The organism is Streptomyces sp. NPDC054863 (assembly GCF_053610825.1).
The window spans coordinates 91,396-110,226 of the sequence record NZ_JBSGZD010000002.1 but is presented as its reverse complement, the minus strand read 5'-3'; the positions used below and the strand labels follow the sequence as shown (position 1 = coordinate 110,226).

At 72.0% G+C, this 18,831-nt stretch carries 17 protein-coding genes and 1 pseudogene; 8 read left to right on the top strand and 10 right to left on the bottom strand.

Translation table 11 applies throughout. The features are described from left to right. Nucleotides 1–504 (bottom strand): annotated as a pseudogene (locus ACWGIG_RS01110) (mandelate racemase/muconate lactonizing enzyme family protein); the annotation flags it as partial. A gap of 229 nt (nt 505–733) precedes the next feature. Between ACWGIG_RS01110 and ACWGIG_RS01105 the strand changes: the two are divergent. From ACWGIG_RS01105 to ACWGIG_RS01095, 3 genes are all read left to right on the top strand, one after another. Continuing rightward, on the top strand, nt 734–1,513 hold the full coding sequence (locus tag ACWGIG_RS01105; RefSeq protein ID WP_453319351.1) for an IclR family transcriptional regulator: 780 nt from the start codon (nt 734–736) through the stop codon (nt 1,511–1,513). After that, complete coding sequence (locus tag ACWGIG_RS01100; protein WP_453319350.1) at nt 1,510–2,355, top strand: SMP-30/gluconolactonase/LRE family protein; 846 nt, start codon at nt 1,510–1,512, stop codon at nt 2,353–2,355. The genes ACWGIG_RS01105 and ACWGIG_RS01100 overlap by 4 nt, the downstream gene beginning before the upstream one ends. A gap of 134 nt (nt 2,356–2,489) precedes the next feature. Then, entirely contained in the window at nt 2,490–3,395 is a 906-nt protein-coding gene (locus ACWGIG_RS01095; RefSeq protein WP_453319349.1) for a pectate lyase, read from the top strand. 90 nt (nt 3,396–3,485) lie between these two features. Here ACWGIG_RS01095 and ACWGIG_RS01090 read toward each other — a convergent pair whose 3' ends face one another. From ACWGIG_RS01090 to ACWGIG_RS01070, 5 genes are all read right to left on the bottom strand, one after another. Beyond that, nucleotides 3,486–6,047 (bottom strand): alpha-L-arabinofuranosidase C-terminal domain-containing protein, encoded by a 2,562-nt coding sequence (locus tag ACWGIG_RS01090; RefSeq protein WP_453319348.1) that lies wholly within the window; start codon nt 6,045–6,047, stop codon nt 3,486–3,488. 193 nt (nt 6,048–6,240) lie between these two features. Beyond that, the gene (locus ACWGIG_RS01085; protein ID WP_453319347.1) at nt 6,241–7,833 is read right to left on the bottom strand and encodes an aldehyde dehydrogenase (NADP(+)); all 1,593 of its coding nucleotides are present in this window, start codon (nt 7,831–7,833) and stop codon (nt 6,241–6,243) included. Nucleotides 7,834–8,013: 180 nt separating this feature from the next. Further along, nucleotides 8,014–8,751 carry an alpha/beta fold hydrolase gene (locus ACWGIG_RS01080; protein ID WP_453319346.1) on the bottom strand — a complete coding sequence of 246 codons (738 nt, stop codon included), beginning with the start codon at nt 8,749–8,751 and terminating at the stop codon, nt 8,014–8,016. A gap of 67 nt (nt 8,752–8,818) precedes the next feature. Beyond that, nucleotides 8,819–9,448: a response regulator gene (locus tag ACWGIG_RS01075; RefSeq protein ID WP_453319345.1), complete on the bottom strand. Its 630-nt coding sequence runs from the start codon at nt 9,446–9,448 to the stop codon at nt 8,819–8,821. Next, the gene (locus ACWGIG_RS01070) at nt 9,441–10,739 is read right to left on the bottom strand and encodes a sensor histidine kinase (protein ID WP_453319344.1); all 1,299 of its coding nucleotides are present in this window, start codon (nt 10,737–10,739) and stop codon (nt 9,441–9,443) included. Before ACWGIG_RS01070 ends, ACWGIG_RS01075 begins: the two co-directional genes overlap by 8 nt. Before the next feature lie 135 nt (nt 10,740–10,874). On the opposite strand from ACWGIG_RS01070, the gene ACWGIG_RS01065 reads away from it, so the two are divergent. From ACWGIG_RS01065 to ACWGIG_RS01050, 4 genes are all read left to right on the top strand, one after another. After that, the gene (locus ACWGIG_RS01065) at nt 10,875–11,399 is read left to right on the top strand and encodes a PH domain-containing protein (protein ID WP_453319343.1); all 525 of its coding nucleotides are present in this window, start codon (nt 10,875–10,877) and stop codon (nt 11,397–11,399) included. Further along, nucleotides 11,396–12,952, top strand: coding sequence for a PH domain-containing protein (locus ACWGIG_RS01060; protein ID WP_453319342.1), 1,557 nt, complete (start codon nt 11,396–11,398; stop codon nt 12,950–12,952). Before ACWGIG_RS01065 ends, ACWGIG_RS01060 begins: the two co-directional genes overlap by 4 nt. A gap of 37 nt (nt 12,953–12,989) precedes the next feature. Beyond that, nucleotides 12,990–13,610, top strand: coding sequence for a TetR/AcrR family transcriptional regulator (locus ACWGIG_RS01055; RefSeq protein ID WP_453319341.1), 621 nt, complete (start codon nt 12,990–12,992; stop codon nt 13,608–13,610). Nucleotides 13,611–13,708: 98 nt separating this feature from the next. After that, nucleotides 13,709–15,094 carry an MFS transporter gene (locus tag ACWGIG_RS01050; protein ID WP_453319357.1) on the top strand — a complete coding sequence of 462 codons (1,386 nt, stop codon included), beginning with the start codon at nt 13,709–13,711 and terminating at the stop codon, nt 15,092–15,094. Here ACWGIG_RS01050 and ACWGIG_RS01045 read toward each other — a convergent pair. Then, entirely contained in the window at nt 15,070–16,188 is a 1,119-nt protein-coding gene (locus ACWGIG_RS01045) for an MBL fold metallo-hydrolase (RefSeq protein WP_453319340.1), read from the bottom strand. The genes ACWGIG_RS01050 and ACWGIG_RS01045 overlap by 25 nt on opposite strands. Nucleotides 16,189–16,300: 112 nt before the next feature. Here ACWGIG_RS01045 and ACWGIG_RS01040 point away from each other — a divergent pair, with 112 nt between their 5' ends. After that, complete coding sequence (locus tag ACWGIG_RS01040; RefSeq protein WP_453319339.1) at nt 16,301–16,849, top strand: DinB family protein; 549 nt, start codon at nt 16,301–16,303, stop codon at nt 16,847–16,849. A gap of 24 nt (nt 16,850–16,873) precedes the next feature. Here ACWGIG_RS01040 and ACWGIG_RS01035 read toward each other — a convergent pair whose 3' ends face one another. The 3 genes from ACWGIG_RS01035 to ACWGIG_RS01025 all read right to left on the bottom strand — a co-directional run bounded on the left by ACWGIG_RS01035 (nt 16,874) and on the right by ACWGIG_RS01025 (nt 18,789). After that, nucleotides 16,874–17,548: an NUDIX domain-containing protein gene (locus ACWGIG_RS01035; protein ID WP_453319338.1), complete on the bottom strand. Its 675-nt coding sequence runs from the start codon at nt 17,546–17,548 to the stop codon at nt 16,874–16,876. Further along, on the bottom strand, nt 17,545–17,925 hold the full coding sequence (locus tag ACWGIG_RS01030; RefSeq protein ID WP_453319337.1) for a DUF4406 domain-containing protein: 381 nt from the start codon (nt 17,923–17,925) through the stop codon (nt 17,545–17,547). The genes ACWGIG_RS01035 and ACWGIG_RS01030 overlap by 4 nt, the downstream gene beginning before the upstream one ends. Nucleotides 17,926–18,003: 78 nt before the next feature. Further along, entirely contained in the window at nt 18,004–18,789 is a 786-nt protein-coding gene (locus tag ACWGIG_RS01025; RefSeq protein WP_453319336.1) for a DeoR/GlpR family DNA-binding transcription regulator, read from the bottom strand. Nucleotides 18,790–18,831: the final 42 nt, after the last annotated feature.

The following is an 18,831-nucleotide window of genomic DNA, read 5'->3' as shown; positions in this document are numbered from 1 at the left end:
CCGGCTCTGCCCGGCATCCAGCTCGAAGTGCCCGGTGCCGAACGGGTCGATCTTCAGGGCCCGGTAGCCGCGCTCCACGACCGCCCGGGCGGCCTGGTGGTAGGCCTCCGGGGTGCGCTCGGTGGTGTACCAGCCGTTCGCGTACGCCTTGACCCGGTCGGTCACCTTCCCGCCCAGCAGCTGCCAGACCGGCACGCCCAGCGCCTTGCCCTTGATGTCCCAGCAGGCCATCTCCACGACCGCGATGCCGGACATGACGATCTCGCCGGCCCGCCCGTAGTCGCCGTACTTCATCCGCCGGACGAGATCCTCGACGTGGAAGGGGTCCGAGCCCACGATGTGATTGGCGGCGGCCTCGCCGAGGTAGCCGGTCAGCGCGTCGGTGCGGCCGAGCATCCGGGTCTCGCCGACCCCGGTCAGCCCCTCGTCGGTGTGCACGAGGACGTACGTGAGGTTCCGCCAGGGGGTCCCGACGACATGGGTGGTAATACCCGTGATACGCACGGCAGTTGCTCCTCAACAGAATGACGGTCGTTCGATATTTCGTCATACGTTCGAAATGTTGGCGTGACCGTAGCCAGCGACTTTCGAAGGTGTCAATGGGTCGCGCACAGAACGATGTTCGATGCGAGGCATTGCCCGGCGAACGGCCGTCGGGCTAGTCTGCGTTCGTGATACCGGTCATCGATCGGAATCTCGAACGCGGATCTCGGAGAAAGTTGGGTGAAGGGCCATGGGGCGCCACGTTCCCGCAGTGACCAGGGCACTGGACATACTCGAACTGTTCCTGGAGGGCGACGGCACGCTCTCCGCCCCCGACATCACCCGCAAGCTCGGACTGCCCCGCACCACCGTGCACGAACTCGTCACCACACTGACCGCCCGCAACTACCTGGTGACCGTCCCCGAACAGCCAGGACGATACCGACTGGGCGTGCGCACCTACCAGTTGGGCAGCCGGTACGCCGAACAGCTCGACCTCGCCGCCGAGGGCCAGCGGGTCGCCCGCGAGGTCGCCGAGACCTGCGACGAGACCGTCCACGTCGCCGTCCTCGAAGACGCCGACGTCATCTACATCGCCAAGGTCGACTCCACCCACGCCGTCCGCATGGTCTCCGCCGCCGGCCGCAAACTCCCCGCGCACTGCACCTCCGTCGGCAAGATGCTGCTCGCCTCCCTCCCGGAGGACGAGCTCCACGCCCGCATCGACGGCCGCGAACTCGTCGGCATGACGCCCCACAGCATCACCGACCCCGAGGCCCTGCACCAGGCCCTGGACGACATCCGGACGCGCGGCCTCGCCGCAGAACACCGCGAGTCCAACCCCGACGTCAGCTGCGTCGCCGCCCCCGTCCGCGACCACACGGGCCGGGTCGTCGCCGCACTGTCGGTGTCCGTCCCGATGATCCGCTGGACCGAGGAGCGCGAGGCGGAACTCGCCGAGCTGGCCACCAAGGGAGCGGCGGACCTGTCGCTGCGGCTGGGGCACCGGGGCAGCGGACGGCACGCATGAGAGCCCGCACAGCCGTCCAGGAACGGGCGGCCCTCGGCGAAGGCCCCACCTGGGACCCGGCGACGGACCGCCTGATCTGGGTGGACATCCTCGGCTCCCGCATCCACACCTACGCCCCCGGAACCGGCCGCCGCACCCTCATGGCCACCGAACAGCACGTCGGCGCCGCGAAGCCGCGACGCGGCGGCGGCCTGGTCGTCAACCTCCGTGACGGCGTGGGTGCGTACGACCCCGACGGCACCTTCCGCTGGCTGCACCACGACCCGGTGCAGGGCAGGCGCGGCAACGACGCGGCGGTCGCCCCCGACGGATCGCTCTGGGCGGGCACCATGCGCTACGACGAGGCGCCCGGCGGCGGCCACCTCGTCCGGATCGACCCGGGCACGGCAGAACCCACCGTGCTCCTCGACTCCGTGTCCGTCAGCAACGGCATCGGCTGGAGCCCGGAAGGCCACCGCGCGTACTACGTCGACAGCCCCACCCGGCGCATCGACGTATACGACCTCGCCGGTCGACTCCCTTCCACCAGGCGGCCGTTCGTCGAGATCGAATCCGGTGCGGGCTTCCCCGACGGCCTCACCGTCGATGCCGAAGGCTGCGTCTGGGTCGCTCTCTGGGACGGCGGCCAGATCCGCCGCTACACGCCGGAGGGGCGCCTCGACCGTACGGTCCACCTGCCCGTCCCGCGCCCCACCGCCTGCGCCTTCGGCGGTCCCGGTCTGCGTGACCTCTACATCACCACGGCCCGCACCGGCCTGACCGCCCCGCACCCGTACGCGGGCTCCCTGCTCGTGGTGGAGGACGCCGGGCAGGGGCTGGCGATCCCGGCCTTCGAGGGGTGAGGGGGCCGGCCGCCGCCGCGCTCACCGTTGCTCACCGTTTCCACCCGAAAGAAACTCCGGCCCCGGCGGCAACCTTTTCCCCAGCGGCGGCAACCAGGCGGTGAAAACCCTCCGAGGAACGGAAGTTCTCACCCATGACCCCTCCCCATCCCTCCACTCCCCCCGCTCCCTCCGGCTCTCCGCACTCGCACCGCAGGCGCACCGCCCGCCGCCGTGCCGTTCTCGCCCTCTCCGGTGTCGGAGCCCTGACCGCAGGCGCGCTCGTCACCACCGGACTGCTTCCCTCCGCCGACGCGGCCAAGGCCCCCCGTACGGCCGCGGTCACGTCAGCCGCTGCCCAGGCCGCCCCGCCCGCCTGGCCCACCCCCACCGGCAGCAGGCCCGTGACCGCCACCATCAAGGTCACCGGCACCTATGACGGCAAGCTGAAGCGTCACTTCGGCAGCGGCGACCTCGGCGACGGAGGCCAGGACGAGGGCCAGGCCCCGGTCTTCGAGCTCGCGGACGGCGCCGTGCTCAAGAACGTCGTCATCGGCACCCCGGCCGCCGACGGCGTGCACTGCCTGGGCAGCTGCACGATCCAGAACGTCTGGTGGGAGGACGTCGGCGAGGACGCCGCCAGCTTCAAGGGCAAGTCCGCCACCGCCGTCTACAAGGTGTACGGCGGCGGCGCACGCAAGGCGTCCGACAAGGTCCTCCAGTTCAACGGCGCGGGGAAGCTGGTGGTCGCCAAGTTCCAGGTGGCCGACTTCGGCAAGCTGGTGCGCTCCTGCGGCAACTGCAAGACCCAGTACAAGCGCACCGTCCTGGTCAACGACGTCGACGTGAGCGCCCCCGGCAAGTCCCTGATAGGCATCAACACCAACTACGGCGACACCGTCTCGCTGCGCAACGTCCGCGTCCACGGCGACCCGAAGAAGAAGATCGAGCCGTGCGTGCGCTTCACCGGGAACAACACCGGGAAGGAGCCGGTGCGGACGGGCGCGGGCCCGGACGGCGCCCACTGCCGCTACCAGCCCTCCGACATCAGCTACCGGTAGCGTCCGAAGCTGATCTCTTCTTAGCACCCAACAAGCGGGCCCCCAACGGCAGTTCGTCCCGGTGGGGGCCCGCCCGCTGTCACCCCTGCGTCACTCCTTGATGCGCAGGAACGTCACCGAGTGCGCCGGGAAGGTGTACGTGAACCGGGCGCCGACCCCCTCCAGCGTCGACCGGCGGGGCCGGACCGGCTGCGCGTCGGCGGTGTTCTCCGCGTCCGGCGCGCCCTGGAGGGTGGTCACCGACGCGGTCCCCGCACCGGGAGCCCTGCCGAGGTCGACGGCCGTACGCGCGGGCGCCGCCTGTGCGTTGACCACCTTGACGATCAGCTCACCGGTCGCGGCGTCCCGGCTCACCACCTGCCGGAACGGCTCGGCGGCCTTGTCGTCGGTGAAGCGGTCCCACTCCTTCCCGTCCAGGAAGAGCACCACTTCCCGCCCCCTGACCTGCACCTTCACGTCGTACGTACGACCGGTCTCGATCGTGGTCGGCTGCTCGGCCATCGTCTGCTTCGCGCCGCCGTCGGACTTCTCCACGGCCGACCGGGTGTTGCCCCAGCCGCCCAGGTTCCACCAGTAGTGGTTCCCGGTGTCGCGCACGCCGAAGGCGACGAGGAAGCCCTCCTGGCCGGCCTTCTTCGTGGCCTTCACCCGGAGGTCGTAGTCCTGCCAGCCGGGGTCGCCCGCCGTGACGAGGGTGTCCTCGGCGGCGGCGTCCGACTGCACGTAAGCACCGTCCTGGACGGCCCAACTGCCCTTGCCCGAGGCCTTCTTCCACTGCGCGTCCCCGCCGGAGAAGTCGTCGTCCAGCAGGGTGCGCCCGTCGGCGCCGGTCACCCTCACGTCGTCGTACGCGGCACTGGTCGCCCAGGTCGAGAGCCCGACCGCACCGGTGATCGGCCCGGACGTGGCGGGGGCGCCGCTCGCCCGGCTCGGTACGACGCGGTCGCCCGTGTTCGTCATGAACAGCTTCTGCACCTCGTAGCTGGTGGAACCCCAGGAACGCTCGTTGTCGAACCAGATCATGTCCGGCCGCCACTGCACGGAGTCCGGGTGCGCGAGCAGCGGCGCGTAGCTCGCCAGCTTCACGACATCGGCATTGCGCTCAAGGCCCGTCATGTAGGCGGCTTCGGCAAGGGAGTTGGCGAACTTGTTGCCCTGCGAGGCGTACTCGCCGAGGAAGACCTTCGGACCCTTGCGGTCGTAGGAGTCGTAGCGGTCGTTGTTCTCCAGGAACCACTGCGGAGTGTTGTAGTAGTGCTCGTCGACCATCGCGACGTCCGCGTCCCGGTTCAGCTTCCAGGCCCGGTCGAAGACGGAACCGCTGTCGTCGGGACCGGAGTTGCTGATGACCTCGATGCCGGGGTACTTGGCCTCGATGGCCTTGCGGAAGGCGCTGAAGCGGGTGAAGAACTCCTCGGGCAGATTCTCCTCGTTGCCGACTTCGATCCGCTTCAGCCCGAACGGCTTGGGGTGCCCCATCCGGGCCCGCAGTCCGCCCCACTCCGACGACACCGGCCCGTTGGCGAACTCGACCAGGTCCAGGGCGTCCTGGATGTGCCGCCGCAGCAGCGCGGGATCGTCGGTCACCTTGTTCTCGCCGCACCCGGTGACCAGTGCGGGCACCACGGGCAGTGCGCTCGCCCCGATGTCCTCGGCGAACTGGAAGTACTCGAAATACCCGAGGCCGTAACTCTGGTTGTATCCCCAGAAGTTGGCGTTCGTCGGCCGCTGCTCGACCGGCCCCACGGTCTCCTTCCACTGGTAGGAGCGCCGCCGCTCGAAGTCGGGCGCCTCGTAGGCCTGATGGCTTCCGGTGTTGACCAGGCAGCCGCCGGGGAAGCGCACGAAGCCGGGCCGCAGAGCGGCGATCTTCTCCGCGAGGTCCTTGCGCAGCCCGTTGGGCCGGTTCTTGTACGTGTTCCGGGGGAACAGCGACACCATGTCGAGCCCGACCGTGCCGGTGCCGCCCGCGGTGACGGACAGCCGCCCCGTCGTGCTGTCGGACCGTGCGGTGAACCGCGCCGTGTACTTCGCCCAGCGCTCACCGCGTACGGTCACGGGCTCCGCCTCTGCGAGCACCGCCCCGGCGGCGTCGCGCAGACCGATCGAGAGCGGGGTGCCGCGCCGCTGGTCGGTGCGGGCCCATACGGAGAAGTCGTACGAGAGGCCCTTTCGTACGGAAATCCCTTTGCTGTAGCCGGAGTTGACGATGCCGTAACGAGCTGCTGGGCCGCTGCCGCCGCCGTTGAGGGTCAGTCTCAGGTGCCGGCGGTTCTTCTCGTTCAGCCGTCCCGCGTCGTCCACGACCCGCGCACTGCCGGTCGCGCCGCCGGTGGCGGCCGGGGTCCAGGCGGTCATCGGCGTGTACGCGCGGTTGTCGGCCGGGTCGAACTCGAAGGACCGGTTCTGCACCAGCTCCGCGTACAGCCCGCCGTCGGCGGCCCGGTTGATGTCCTCGTAGAAGACCCCGTACATCGAGTCGTCGATCTCGGGTCCCGGCCGGGACCGGTCGAGCGAGAGCGTGTAGTCGGTGGCGGGTTCGGGCGGGGGCGCGGGATCGGCCCCGGACGGCGGGGCGACGGCGAGGGTGGCGGCCAGCAGCAGGCCGAGCGCGAGTGCGGACCTTCGCGTGCGGAAGGGTGTGGGGGACACGGGCGGCTCCTGAAATGCGTTCGAGATCTCGGACGATGTACGGGATTTCGCTCGCAGAGGATCCATGTTCGAGTGCTGGCCGTCAACACCTGGGACAGAAAAGGGAGTTGATGCGGTTGATGCGGAGGAGAGGGGGGAGGGAGAGGGTGGTGCCGGGGCCCGGTGGTGCGGGTCGGGCCCCGGCGGACGGTTCCTAGCCTTCGCGGCGGCCGTCGACCGTGCGCGGGAGGCCCAGCGGGTTGTCCTCGCGGAGTTCGGGCGGGAGGAGGGCTTCGGGGGTGTTCTGGTACGAGACCGGGCGCAGCCAGCGTTCGGCGGCGGTGGAGCCGACCGAGGTCGAGGTGGAGGTGGTGGCCGGGTAGGGGCCGCCGTGGTGCTGGGCGGGGGCGACCGCGACGCCGGTGGGCCAGGCGTTGACCAGGATGCGGCCGGCCAGGGGGGTGAGGCGGGCGAGGAGGTCCGCAGCGCTGCCCGTACCGCCCGCTGCACCGCCGTCCGCGCCCGACGCTTCTCCGGTGGAGAGGTGGACGGTGGCGGTGAGGTTGCCGGGGAGGCGGGCGAGGAGGGATTCCGCCTCGCCCGTGTCGGCGTACCGGGCGACGACGGTGACCGGGCCGAAGCACTCCTCCAGGAGGAGGGCGTGCGGGCCGTCGGCCCGGGCGAGTTCGGCGACGGGCACGGTGAGGAAGCCGGGGCCGACCGTGTGGGCGTCGGGGCCGGGGCCCGGCAGCACCGGGGCTTCCACGTGGGGGAGCGCGGCGCGCTCGGCGACGCCCGCGACGAAGTTGTCGCGCATGCGGTGGTCGAGCATGATGCCCGGGTCGACGTCCGCGAGCGACTGGCCGAGCGACTTGAGGAGCTGGTCGCCCGCCGCGCCGGTGGGGGCGAGTACGAGTCCGGGCTTCACGCAGAACTGGCCCACGCCCATCGTCATCGAAGCGGCGAGACCGGCGCCGATCGCCTCGGCGCGCTCTGCCGCGGCGGCCTCCGTCACCCATACGGGGTTGAGGGAGCCGAGTTCGCCGTGGAAGGGGATGGGGGTCGGGCGGGCGGCAGCCGCGTCGAAGAGCGCGCGCCCGCCCCGTACCGAACCCGTGAAACCGGCGGCGGCGACCAGCGGGTGCGCGACCAGGGCGACACCGGCGTCGAAGCCGTGGACGAGACCGACGACGCCCGCCGGGATCCCGTGCTCGGCGGCTGCCCTGCGCAAGGCGGCTGCGGTCAGTTCCGAGGTGGCCGGGTGGTCGGGGTGGGCCTTGACCACGACCGGGCAGCCCGCGGCGAACGCGCTCGCGGTGTCGCCGCCCGCCACCGAGAAGGCGAAGGGGAAGTTGGAGGCGGAGTACACGGCGACGACGCCGAGGGGAATCTTGTAGCGGCGCAGGTCAGGGACGGGCGGGGTGGCGGAGGCGTCCGGGTGGCTGATGATGACGTCGAGGAAGGAGCCGTCGTCGACGGTGTCGGCGAAGGACCTCAACTGGTAGCAGGTACGGGCGAGTTCGCCGGTCACCCGGGTCGCACCGAGTGCGGTCTCGGCGTCGGCGGTCGCGACGAACTCGTCCCGGCCCTGCTCCAGTTGATCGGCCGCGGAGCGGAGGAAGGCGGCGCGCAGGGCCCGGTCCGCGAGCGCGCCGCGCGCGTCGTGCGCGGCGCGGACGGCCGCGTCGACGGCCTCGGGGGTGGCCTCCACCCCGACCTGCTCGCGCTGTTCGCCGGTCCGGGGGTCGATGCTCCACACGGGGTTCGATGCGGGGCTCGACGCGGGCACTGCGGGTATTGCTGACACCGTGGCCTCTCCTGTTTCTGTCCACTGCACAACGAGTGTCCGAAATCTCGAACTGTGTTCACTATTTCGGATGTTGGGTGATGGCGGCAGGTTAGGCACGCACGAGAAGGCCGGTCAAGGGCGATGCCCACCGCAGCGGGGCAGTGGCCGGTGAGTGACCCCGCCGGAGCCCCGGTGCGACTACTTCCTCGCTGCGGCTGCGTGCAGCACCGCCACCAGCTCCTGCGGCTGGGAGAACATCGGCCAGTGGCCGGTGTTCATCCGCACCAGGTCCCAGCGCTCGCTCTCCAGCAGCTTCGCCACGTCGTCGCTCGGCTCGGCGCCGTCGAGCAGGCACTTGACGTACGTCGCCGGGAGAGCGCCCAACCAGCCCTGCAGCTCGGCCGGTTCGGTCAGGGAGACGCCCGGGTGCGGTGTCGCGCCGTCGAGGATGCGGGCGATCTGCTCGTCGGTGAGGTCCTGGTCCGCCAGCTCGGAGGCGGTGAGAGCGTGCCAGAAGCCGCCGTTCTCCTCGATCGACTTCAGCAGGGGCGCCCGGCGGGGGTCCGGGGCGCTCGGCACGAACGCCTCTCCGTGCACCGGTACGTCGGAGTCGACGAACACCACCCGCGCCAACCGGTCGCCGATCCGCTCGGCGGCCTGGCCGACCGGGACCCCCGAGTAACTGTGCCCGACCAGCACGACGTTCCACAGGTCGAGGCGCTCCACCTCGGCGACGATGTCCTGCACGTGGGCCTGCTTGCCGACCGGCAGACCCTGCTTGTCGGCGAGCCCGGACAGGGTGAGCGGGTGCACGCCGTGCCCTGCCTCCCGCAGGCCGGGGACCACCTCGCCCCACGCCCAGGAGCCGAGGCAGGCGCCTGCCACCAGGACGAATTCACTCGCGGTCACGTCAGTCGTCTCAGCCGTGTCAGTCATGGCGGAAAGGTAGCGCAGGGGTCTGACAACGGCCGGTGTGCTGTCGGCGGCGGGTGTGCTGCGGGTTTCAGATCAGTCCCCGCTCCATCGCCCGCAGGACCGCCGCCGTGCGGTCCGAGACCGACAGTTTCTTGAACGCGCGCAGCAGGTGCGTCTTCACCGTCGCCTCCCCGATGAACAGCCGCCGCCCGATGTCCGGATTGGTCAGCCCCTCGCCGACCAGGCGCAGCACCTCGCACTCCCGCTCCGAGAGGAGAGGGGCTTCGACCGCCCGTGCGCGGAAGAGCTTCGGGGCGAGGGAGGGGGTCAGGACCGTTTCGCCGCGGGCCGCCGCGAGGACCGCCTCCACCAGGTCGTTCCGCGAGGTTCCCTTGAGGAGGTAGCCCGCCGCTCCCGCCTCCACCGCGCGCAGGATGTCCGCGTCGTCCTCGTACGTCGTGACGATGACGACCTTGGTGCGGGGCGACTCCCGCAGGATCAGGCCCGTCGCGGCGACCCCGTCCATGCCGCCCATCCGCAGGTCGAGCAGGGCGACGTCCGGTACGAGGCGGGCGGCCAGCAGCACCGCCTCCTCGCCGGAACCGGCCTGGCCGACGACGCGGATGCCGTCGGCCGATTCGAGGATGGCGGACAGGCCCTCCCGTACGACGGGGTGATCATCGGCGAGCAGGACCGTGAGCGTCGCGTTCTCAGGCACGGGTGGCCTCCGTGTTCCGTGCGGTGGCCGGTTCCAGCGGGACCGTCACTTCGATGGTGGTGCCCCGGCCGGGGCGGCTGTGGACCGTCGCGGTGCCGCCGATCTGCTCGGCGCGGGCCCGCATTCCGGGCAGGCCGTGGCCGGACTGCGCGGGGTGGGCGACGAAGCCCTGGCCGTCGTCGCGGACGGTGAGGCGGGCGGACTCCTCGCCGTACGACACGAGCACGTCCACCCGGTGGGCCGCATGCGCATGCTTGCGTACGTTCGCGAGTGCCTCCTGCGCGGTGCGCAGCAGCACCACGCTGGCGGCGGTGGGAAGCGGCCGGTCCGCTCCTTCGGAGGTGCACCGTACGTCCCACCCCGTTTCGGCGGCGAGGAGTTGGGCCTGGCGGCGTACCGCCTGGAGCAGTGAGCTCTCCGCCAGGGACGGGGGAGCGAGGGCGGTGACGAAGTGCCGGGCCTCCGACAGGCTCTCGCGGGCCACCCGGGCGGCCAGGCCGAGGTGCCTGCGGGAGAGCTCGGGGTGCTCCGTGACCTCCGCGTCGGCGGCCTGGACGAGGCTGATGATGCTCGTCAGGCCCTGCGCCACGGTGTCGTGGATCTCCCCGGCCAGCCGTTCGCGCTCGGCGGCGACCCCGGCCTCGTGGGAGAGCCGGGAGACCTGCTCCCGGCTGCGCCGCAGTTCGTCGATCAACTCGGCCCGTTCGGCGCTCTGTCGGACGACCCGGGTGATCCACAGGGTGAGCAGTACGGACAGGGCGATGCCGAGCAGGGAGATCGGCAGCATCGCCAGTACGTCCGGGTCGAACGCGCCCCCGTGCAGCAGGACCACGGCGCACGGCCACAGGTTGGCGAGTGTGCTGAGCGCGGCGGCCGGGCGCAGCGGCACGCTCATCATCAGCATGGGAACCACCGCGAACAGGGCGAAGGAGCTCGTCAGGTCGAAGAGGCCGGCGACGGCGAAGAGGAGGGAGAGGCCGAGGGGGAAGGCCACGGGGCGCCACCCCCGTGCCCGTCCGGTCCGGTGGGTCCGGTCGGTCATCAGCGGCCGGCCGAGGAGCGCGTACCAGGGGACGATCGCCGTCAGCGCGCCGAGGGCCGCGAAGCGGTGCACGGCCGGGCCGTCGGACCCAAGGAGGAGCAGGGCCGCCGTGACGAGGTAGGAGACGGCGAAGAGGCCGTCCCAGAGGGCGAGCCAGCCGGTTCCGGGCTCCTCGCGGTGCCGGATGAGGGCGTCGCGAACTGCTATGCGGCCTGGTGGCGGTGGGTCTGCCGGAGGGTGAGTGTGCACGGTTCATTCTTACTGTCCGTCCACCGGTCGGTGGACGGCCCGTTCCACCGGGCGGTGGGACCACGTGCGCCGGGCCGCACCTACGTTGGGGAAGCAGGCAGTTGGCGGTCGATCGAGCGGTGGGAAACAGAAGTGGTGAGCCGGGACGTGCGGGTCGGGCATACGGGGCAGGGCGAGTGGAGACTGCGGGCGCCCCGGCACCGCGTCGAGAGCCGGGCGGTCGGCTGGTGGACGCTGCAGGCGGCGGTTGTCGCGCTGCCGCTCCCGCTCGTCGTCGGACTGCTCGTGCTCTTCATTGCGCCCGCGAGGTTCGTCCTCGGCTGGGTGTTCCTCGGCACGCTCCTCCCCGCCCTCGCCTATGTGGCGGTGATGCCCCACTGGCGCTACCGCGTGCACCGTTGGGAGACGACGGACGCTGCCGTCTACGCGTCGTCCGGGTGGTTCTGGCAGCGGTGGCGGGTGGTTCCGCTGTCCAGGATCCAGACCGTCGACACCGTACGGGGACCGCTCCAGCAGTTGTTCCGGCTGTCCGGGGTCACCGTGACCAGTGCGTCCGCGTCCGGCGCGGTGAAGATCAACGGTCTTGACCGCAGGACCGCCGCCGACCTGGTCGAGCGGCTGACCCGCGCCACCCAGGCCGTACCGGGAGACGCGACGTGAGCGCCACGCAGGGGCGGCTGCGCCCCGACACGGGCTGGAGTCGACTCCATCCCCGGCTGCTGCTGGTGAATCTGAGCGTGCTGGCCGCCCCTGCGGCCACCTGTGCCGCGACGGTCCTGCTCACCGGTGGTGACCCCGGCCTGCAAGTCCTCATCGCCCTCGGCTCGTTCCTCCTCACCGGCCTGGTCGTGGCCGCCCTCAGCGTGCTGCGGCTGCTCACCACCCGCTACCGCCTCACCGACGACGACCGGCTGGAGGTCCGCACCGGCCTGCTGCTGCGCAGCCGCCGTTCCGTGCCCGTCGACCGGATCCGCTCCATCGACCTGACCGCGAACCCGTTGCACCGCCTCTTCGGCCTCACCTCCCTGGTGATCGGCACCGGCGGCACGACGGGTACGGGCGGCCTCTCCCTCGACGGCCTCAGCACGGCGGACGCCGCGTACGTACGCACCGAACTCGTCGAACGCCGCCGCCGGGTGGCGAACGCGCCACGGAGCACAGAACACCCCGACGGCGGCCCACTCGCCGCGCTCGACTGGGCCTGGCTGCGCTACGCGCCCCTCACCGTCTGGGGCGTCGGCGGAGTGCTCGCCACCGTCGGCACCGTCTACCGGACTCTCCATGAAATGAAGGTCGATCCACTCCAACTCGGCCCGGTGAAAGACCTGTTGGCCTACGTCGAGACCCGCTTCGGCTCCCTTCCGCTCTGGTACGGCATCCTGCTCGCCGTCCTGGCCCTCGTCTCGATCGGCGTCGTCGGATCGACCGCCACCTTCATCGAGAGCTGGGGCGGATACCGGCTGGAACGCGCGGAAGGCGGCCTGCTGCGGGTCCGGCGCGGGCTGCTGATCACCCGTTCCGTCAGCCTGGAGGAGAACCGGCTGCGCGGCATCGAACTCGCCGAGCCGATGCTGCTGCGCCTCGCGGGCGGCGCACGCCTCAACGCGGTGGCGAGCGGCCTCGGCGACGCGGAGGAGAACCGCAGCCGCAGCCGCCTCACCCCGCCCGTCCCCCTCGCGGAGGCGCACCGGGTCGCCCTCGAAGTCCTGCCCGACCCCGCGCCGCCGCTCGCCACCGGTCTCGTCCCGCACCCGCGGGCGGCCCTGACCCGCCGGATCCACCGCGCCCTCGCCGTCGTGGTGCTGACGGTCCTGGTGCTCGCCGTACCCGGTCTGTGGCTGACGCCGGACCTGGTCCACGCGGGGTGGATCACCGGCCTCGTCCTGCTGCCGGTCGCTCTCGCCCACGCCTGCGACGCCTGCCGCAGTCTCGGTCACGCCGTCGAAGGCCCGTACCTGATCAGCCGCTCCGGTACGTTCGTCCGCCGTACGGTCGCGCTCCGGCGGGACGGCATCATCGGCTGGACCGTCTCCCGCTCGCCCTCCCAGCGCAGGGCCGGGCTGCTCACGCTGGCGGCCACCACGGCGGCGGGCGGCGGCGCGTACAGGATCCGCGATGTGAGCGTGACCGAGGGTCTTGCCGTTGCCGAGGAGGCCGTGCCCCAGTTGCTGGCTCCGTTCCTCGAACGGGTACCGGGAACCGACACGGGCTGAGTAGACAGTGTCTACGCGTGGCTGGTAGACACAGTCCATGCCAACACCACCCCACCCCTCCCTCCGGGAGCGCCTGATCGATGCCGGCGCCGAACTCGTGGCGGCCGGCGGAACCGCATCGCTCGGCCTGCGGGAGATCGCCCGGCGCGCCGGGGTGTCGCACGGAGCGCCGCGCCGCTACTTCCCCACGCACCACGCGCTGCTCTCGGCGATCGCCCAACGGGGCTTCGAGGAGCTCGGGGCCCGGTTCGACGAGGCGGTGGCCTCGGCGGAGTCGCCGCGTGCCCAACTGGGCGCGCTGGGACGGGCGTACGTCGGATACGCGCTGGAGCACCGCGGCATGTTCGAGCTGATGTTCCGGCACGACCTGCTCGACAGCGGGGTGCACGGGGCGGCGGAGCAGCCGCGGCTCCGGGAGTCCACACTGCCGCTGATGGCGACCGTCGTGGACCTCGTCACCGAGTGCCGCGCGGCCGAAGAGGGCGGACAGGAGCCGGCGGTGACGGCCGCCGCCCTCTGGGCCAACCTGCACGGGATCGCTCAGCTCTGGACCTGGGGAAGCCTGCAACTGGCCCTCGACGACACCGCCTTGACGCGGCTCGACGAGCTCGTCGCGGCGGCCCTGGGCGCCCACCTCGGACCGGGGGGCACCGAATGACCGGCAGCCGTGCGACCGGCAGCCGTGCGACTGGCGGCCGTGCGACCGGCGGCCGTGCGACGCGCCGCCTCGCCCTCCTCGTCAGCGTGGTGGGCGCCATGGTCGTCGCGCTCGACGGCACCGTGCTGCTCGTCGCCCAGCCGGCCCTGCAGCGTGACTTCGGGGCGAGCACCGCGCAGGTCCAGTGGACCAGCACCGCCTACCTGCTCGCCGTCGCCGCCCTGCTCGTCGTCGCGGGCCGCCTCGGAGACCGGTACGGGCACACCCGGCTGGCCCTCGTCGGCGTACTCGGCTTCGCCGCCGCCTCCGCGGGCATCGCGCTCGCGCCGGACGTCCACTGGGTGATCGGACTGCGCGCCCTGCAAGGGGTGTTCGGCGCGCTGCTGCAGCCCGCCACCCTCGCCCTGCTGCGGCTCGCGTACCCCGCGGACCGGCTCGGCGGTCCGGTGGCCCTGCGGACCAGCGCGATCGGGGTGGCAGCCGCGGCGGGGCCGCTCGTCGGAGGTGTACTGGTCGCACACTTCGGCTGGCAGGCCGTGTTCTGGATCAACGTTCCGGTGGCGCTCGTCCTCGCGGCACTCACCTTCGCGGTACGGCTCCCGGCCCTGCCGCCCGCCGGGCCGCAGCGGCTCGACCTCGCCGGTGCGGCGCTGCTCGCCACCGCGCTCGCGGTCTTGGTGCACACCCTGTCCGGGGTGCCGGAACACGGCTGGACCGCCCCCGCGACCTGGCTCGGCCTCGCGGCTGCGGCCACGGTGGCGGCCGGGTTCGCCGTCCACGAGCGCCGTGCCGCGCACCCGATCGTGCCGCCCGCGGTGGCGCGTTCGGTGCCGGTGACCGCGTCGCTGGTGATGCTGCTGGTCACGGGCGGCGCCCTCTTCGGGGCGCTGTTCGCGACCACGTTCTACCTCCAGGACGTACGCGGCCTCGACCCGCTCGCCAGCGGGCTGCGCGTCATGCCGATGACCGTGTTCATGGTGCTCGGCGCGCCCCTGGCGGGCGGGGCACTGCGCCGGTACGGGCCGCGTCGCACCGCGGTCGTCGGCGTCGCCCTCGTCGCGGTCGCTCTGGCGGCCCTGGCCGGGCTCGACCCGATCGGCGCGTGGGCGGTGGCCGGGACGGCCTTCGCGGCGCTGGGCGCGGGATTCGCCACCGTGATGGTCACCGCCACCGGAACCGTCGTCGGCGACGCCCCGCCCGGGTACGCGGGGGTCGTCGGGGGTCTCAAGCAGACCGCCATGAGCATCGGCCCGACCTTCGGCATCGCCGTCGCCGCCGGCCTGATGCCCCCGAGGCTCTCCTCCGCGTGGGCCCCGACGGCACAGGCCCCGTCGGCCCCCACCCTGCTGGTCCTCGCCGGACTCGCCGCGCTCGGCCTGCTCCCGGCGCTCCTGCTGCCGGGACGGCGCCCGTCCGTCGACTCAACTCCCGTACGGAAAGGGAACGTCGAGCCAGTCGGTCACACCTCCAGTGCCCGCAGATGACGCGGATCCAGGACCTTCGCCCCGTACGGCGCGACCGTGGAACGCAGCGCCTCGACGGCCTTGCGGTCCACGCTCGCGGCGAGGTCGGACTCGGACTTCAGCAGTGAGGTGAGCATGTCGTCGTGGTGGCTCGGCACCACGACGGGCGGCCGGCCGAGCGCCTCCATGACCCGCTCGACGTACCGGTGCACCGCGTCGTGCCCACTGACACCGAGGACCAGGACGTCGGGACGGGCACCCGCGACCTCCCGCTCGACGAAGTTCGCCGTACCGCTCAGGAACATGATCCGAAGCCGGTCCGCACCCACGGTGACCTGGTACGCGAGCGTGCCGCCCTCCCGCATGTCGCCGAGCGTACGGACCTGCGCGGGAGGGTCGTTGAGGGTGCCGGGGGCGAAGAAGCCGTGGCCGCCGTACTGGCTGTGCAGACTGCGGAACGCCTCCACCGTGTAAGCGGGCGGAGTCCCGGTCGGCCCGGCCGGGAACCGCAGCGACTCGCCCCCGGTGAGCACGACGCAGTCGTCCGTACGCCTGCGGCTCGTGCCCATGCCCCGCAGCAGGTGCCAACTGGTCTCGCCGCACAGCGTACGGATCCGGTGCTCCTGCCAGGCCGGCCGTCCGAGCAGCTGCGGGACGTCGAGCAGGTGGTCGAAGTGGCCGTGGGTCACGAGGAGCAGTTCGGGCGGTGCGGGGAGGTGGCGCGCGACCACCTGCTCGACGGTGCCGGTGTCCGGCGTCAGTGCCCGGTCCGCGTCGATGGCACTGCCGCCCGGGACCCGGTACTCCTGCCGGGAGAGGTACGGGTCGACGAGGATGCGGTGTCCGTCGAACGCCAGCTCCCATCCCGCGACGCCCAGCCAGCGCAGCGACACCGGGCCGCCGGCGCCGCGCGGCCGGGCTCGCCCGACGGCTTCTGCCGTGCCCGCCGCGCCCACCGCGAGCCCGACGCCCGCGGCGGCCGTGCCCCCCAACGCGCCCCGGAGCAGTCCACGCCGCCCGATCCCGGACGCGTGGGCCGCCGCCGGGCCGTCCGTCCCGTCGCCGGTCCGGTCACCGGTCCGGTCGCCGGTCTCGTCACCGCATACACCGCACACGAATCTTCAGCCCCTTGAGCCTCAGTGGTCACCCTGTGCGATCAAGGACGCCGGTCGGCGGTCACCGGTTGCGGAGAGATCTTGAGCGGGCCGGTGTGCAAGGGTGTCGAGCATGACCAAGACACCTGACGGACGCACCGTGCCGCCCCTGCACGCCGACGAACGCACCATGCTGGAAGCCTGGTTGGACTTCCACCGCGACACGCTCGCCCTGAAGTGCGAGGGCCTGGACGACGCGCAGGCGCGGCTGGCATCGGTGCCGCCGTCGGCGATGACGATGCTGGGCATGGTGCGGCACCTGGAGAGGGTCGAACGCAACTGGTTCCAGAGGGTGTTCGCGGACCTGGGCGTAGCGGTGGAGGAGATATCGGCACAGGACGCCGGCTTCGCCCTTGAGGACGACCCCGGGAGTGACGGCGAGGCCGGTGACCTGGCGGCGGCGCTGTCCGAGTGGCGGGCCACCGTCGCCCGCAGCCGTTCGCTGATCGCGGGCGCGGCCCTCGACGACTCCGGCACCTTCTCGGGGGAGGACGCCGAGGCCACCGGGAGCGACACCGTGTCCCTCCGCTGGATCCTGGTCCACCTGATCGAGGAGTACGCCCGCCACAACGGCCACGCGGACCTCATCAGAGAAGTCATCGACGGCACGACGGGCCCGTGACTTCCCGGATTCGGCGTCCGGGACCTATTCCGCGAACGGGCCGTCCAGGGCTGCCCATTGCAGCAGCATGATGGTCTTCGCGTCCGCGATCTCGCCGGTACGGATCCGGCGCAGGGCCTCCGGGAAGGGGAGTTCGAGGACCGCGATGTCCTCGCCCTCGGCGGCCACCCCGCCCCCTGCCGAGGTGGCGGTGCCGGGGCCGTACGGGGCGGCGAAGAAGTGCAGGCGTTCGGTGACCGAGCCCGGACTCATGAAGGCCTCGAAGACGCGCTCCGGGGTGCCGACCGTGTGGCCGGTCTCCTCGGCGGCCTCGCGGCGGATCGCCTCCTCGGGGCTGTGACCGTCGAGCAGACCGGCGGCCGTCTCGACGAGCATGCCGTCCGGGTGCCCGTTGACGTACGCGGGCAGCCGGAACTGGCGGGTGAGCAGCACCGTCGCGCGCTCGGGGTCGTACAGGAGGATCGTCGCGCCGTCGCCCCTGTCGTACGTCTCGCGCTGCTCGCGGCTCCAACTGCCGTCGCTGCGACGGTGGTCGAAGGTCGTCTTGCGCAGGACGTACCAGTCGCAGGCGAGCACCTCCACCTCGCGGACGCGTATGTCCGGATTGCCGGTGAGGTCGCGACCGTGGGTGTCGAGGGCGGTGCGGCCCCGGCGGTCGGGGACGTCGATGCCGGGGGTGCCGGTGGTGGGTGCGTTCATCGGTGGGCCGCCGGTATCTCGTCGAGGCTGGTGTAGATCGCCGCACCCTGTGCCCGCGCCTGCGCCACCATGCGGTCCGCGCCCTCGGAGGGGCCGCCGATCCGCAGCACCGCGTCGCAGCGTGCCAGCAGGCGCTCCGCCACCGGGTGGAAGATCTCGTCGTACAAGGCGTCGCCCGGCCCCGTGCTGCCCGCCGTCTCCAGCAGCGGAAGCGCCAACGCCTCGCCCGTGACGGGGAGATGGCCGGTACGGAAGAGGGTGAGCGCCGTCTCGTTCATCGCCGTGACGTTCGCGTGGAGCTTGGCGGGGTCGTCCCCGGTGCCGGATCTGTACGGTCCTGCGACCAGGATCATGAGGGGGCGGGAGGTCGTGTCCATGGATTCAATTCCTTCTGTGGGTAAGGGAGTTCAGGTCAGATGTCAGGCGAGGTGTCAGGCGAGGTGTCAGGCCAGACGTCAGGCCAGACGGATGTGCACGCCCGCCTCCCGCAGTGCGGAAAGGGTCTGCGGGCCGTGCGGGTGGGTGGCGGCGTCCTCGGCGGCGGTGTCGGTGACGAACGTGTCCACCGCGTCGGGCGGTGCGACCCGGCTGAACGAGCGCACACCGAGCTTCGTCGCGTCCGCCACCGCCACCGTGCGCGCCGACTGCGCGAGAGCGGCCTGCTTGACCGCCGCGTCGTCCAGCGAGAACTCCGACCAGCCGTGCTCGCCGTGCACCCCGCCGATGGACATCACGAAGCAGTCGAAGGCGAGGGATTCGAGCGTACGGAGCGCCAGCGGGCCCACCAGTGACCGCTCGCCGGGGCGTGAGCGCCCGCCGACCACCAGCAGGTCGATGCCCGGCCGGTCGGCGAGCCGTACCGCCGCCTGAAGGCTGAGCACCGCCACCGTCAGCGGGGCCCGCGCCACCAGGTGCTCGGCGACGTGCACGGTCGTGGTCCCGGCGTCGAGCAGCACCCGCGAGCCGGGCTCGACCAGCTCGGCGACCGCCCTGCCCAGCCGGTCCTTCGTCGCCGTCTGCCACGGCTCCCGCGCCGCGAACCCGGCACCGTCCTCCCGGGACCGCGTGGCGACGGCACCGCCGTGCACCCGCTTCACGAGGCCCTGGCGTTCCAGCTCGGCCAGATCGCGGCGCACGGTCATGTCGGAAACCCCGAGGCGGTGTGCGAGCTCGGACACGGAAACCCGGTCGGAGCCCTGCACGAGGCGCAGGGTCAGGTCGAGACGATTGGCTACTCCCATGCCCCCATATTCACACACTCTTGTTCGAATGAACATCGGGGT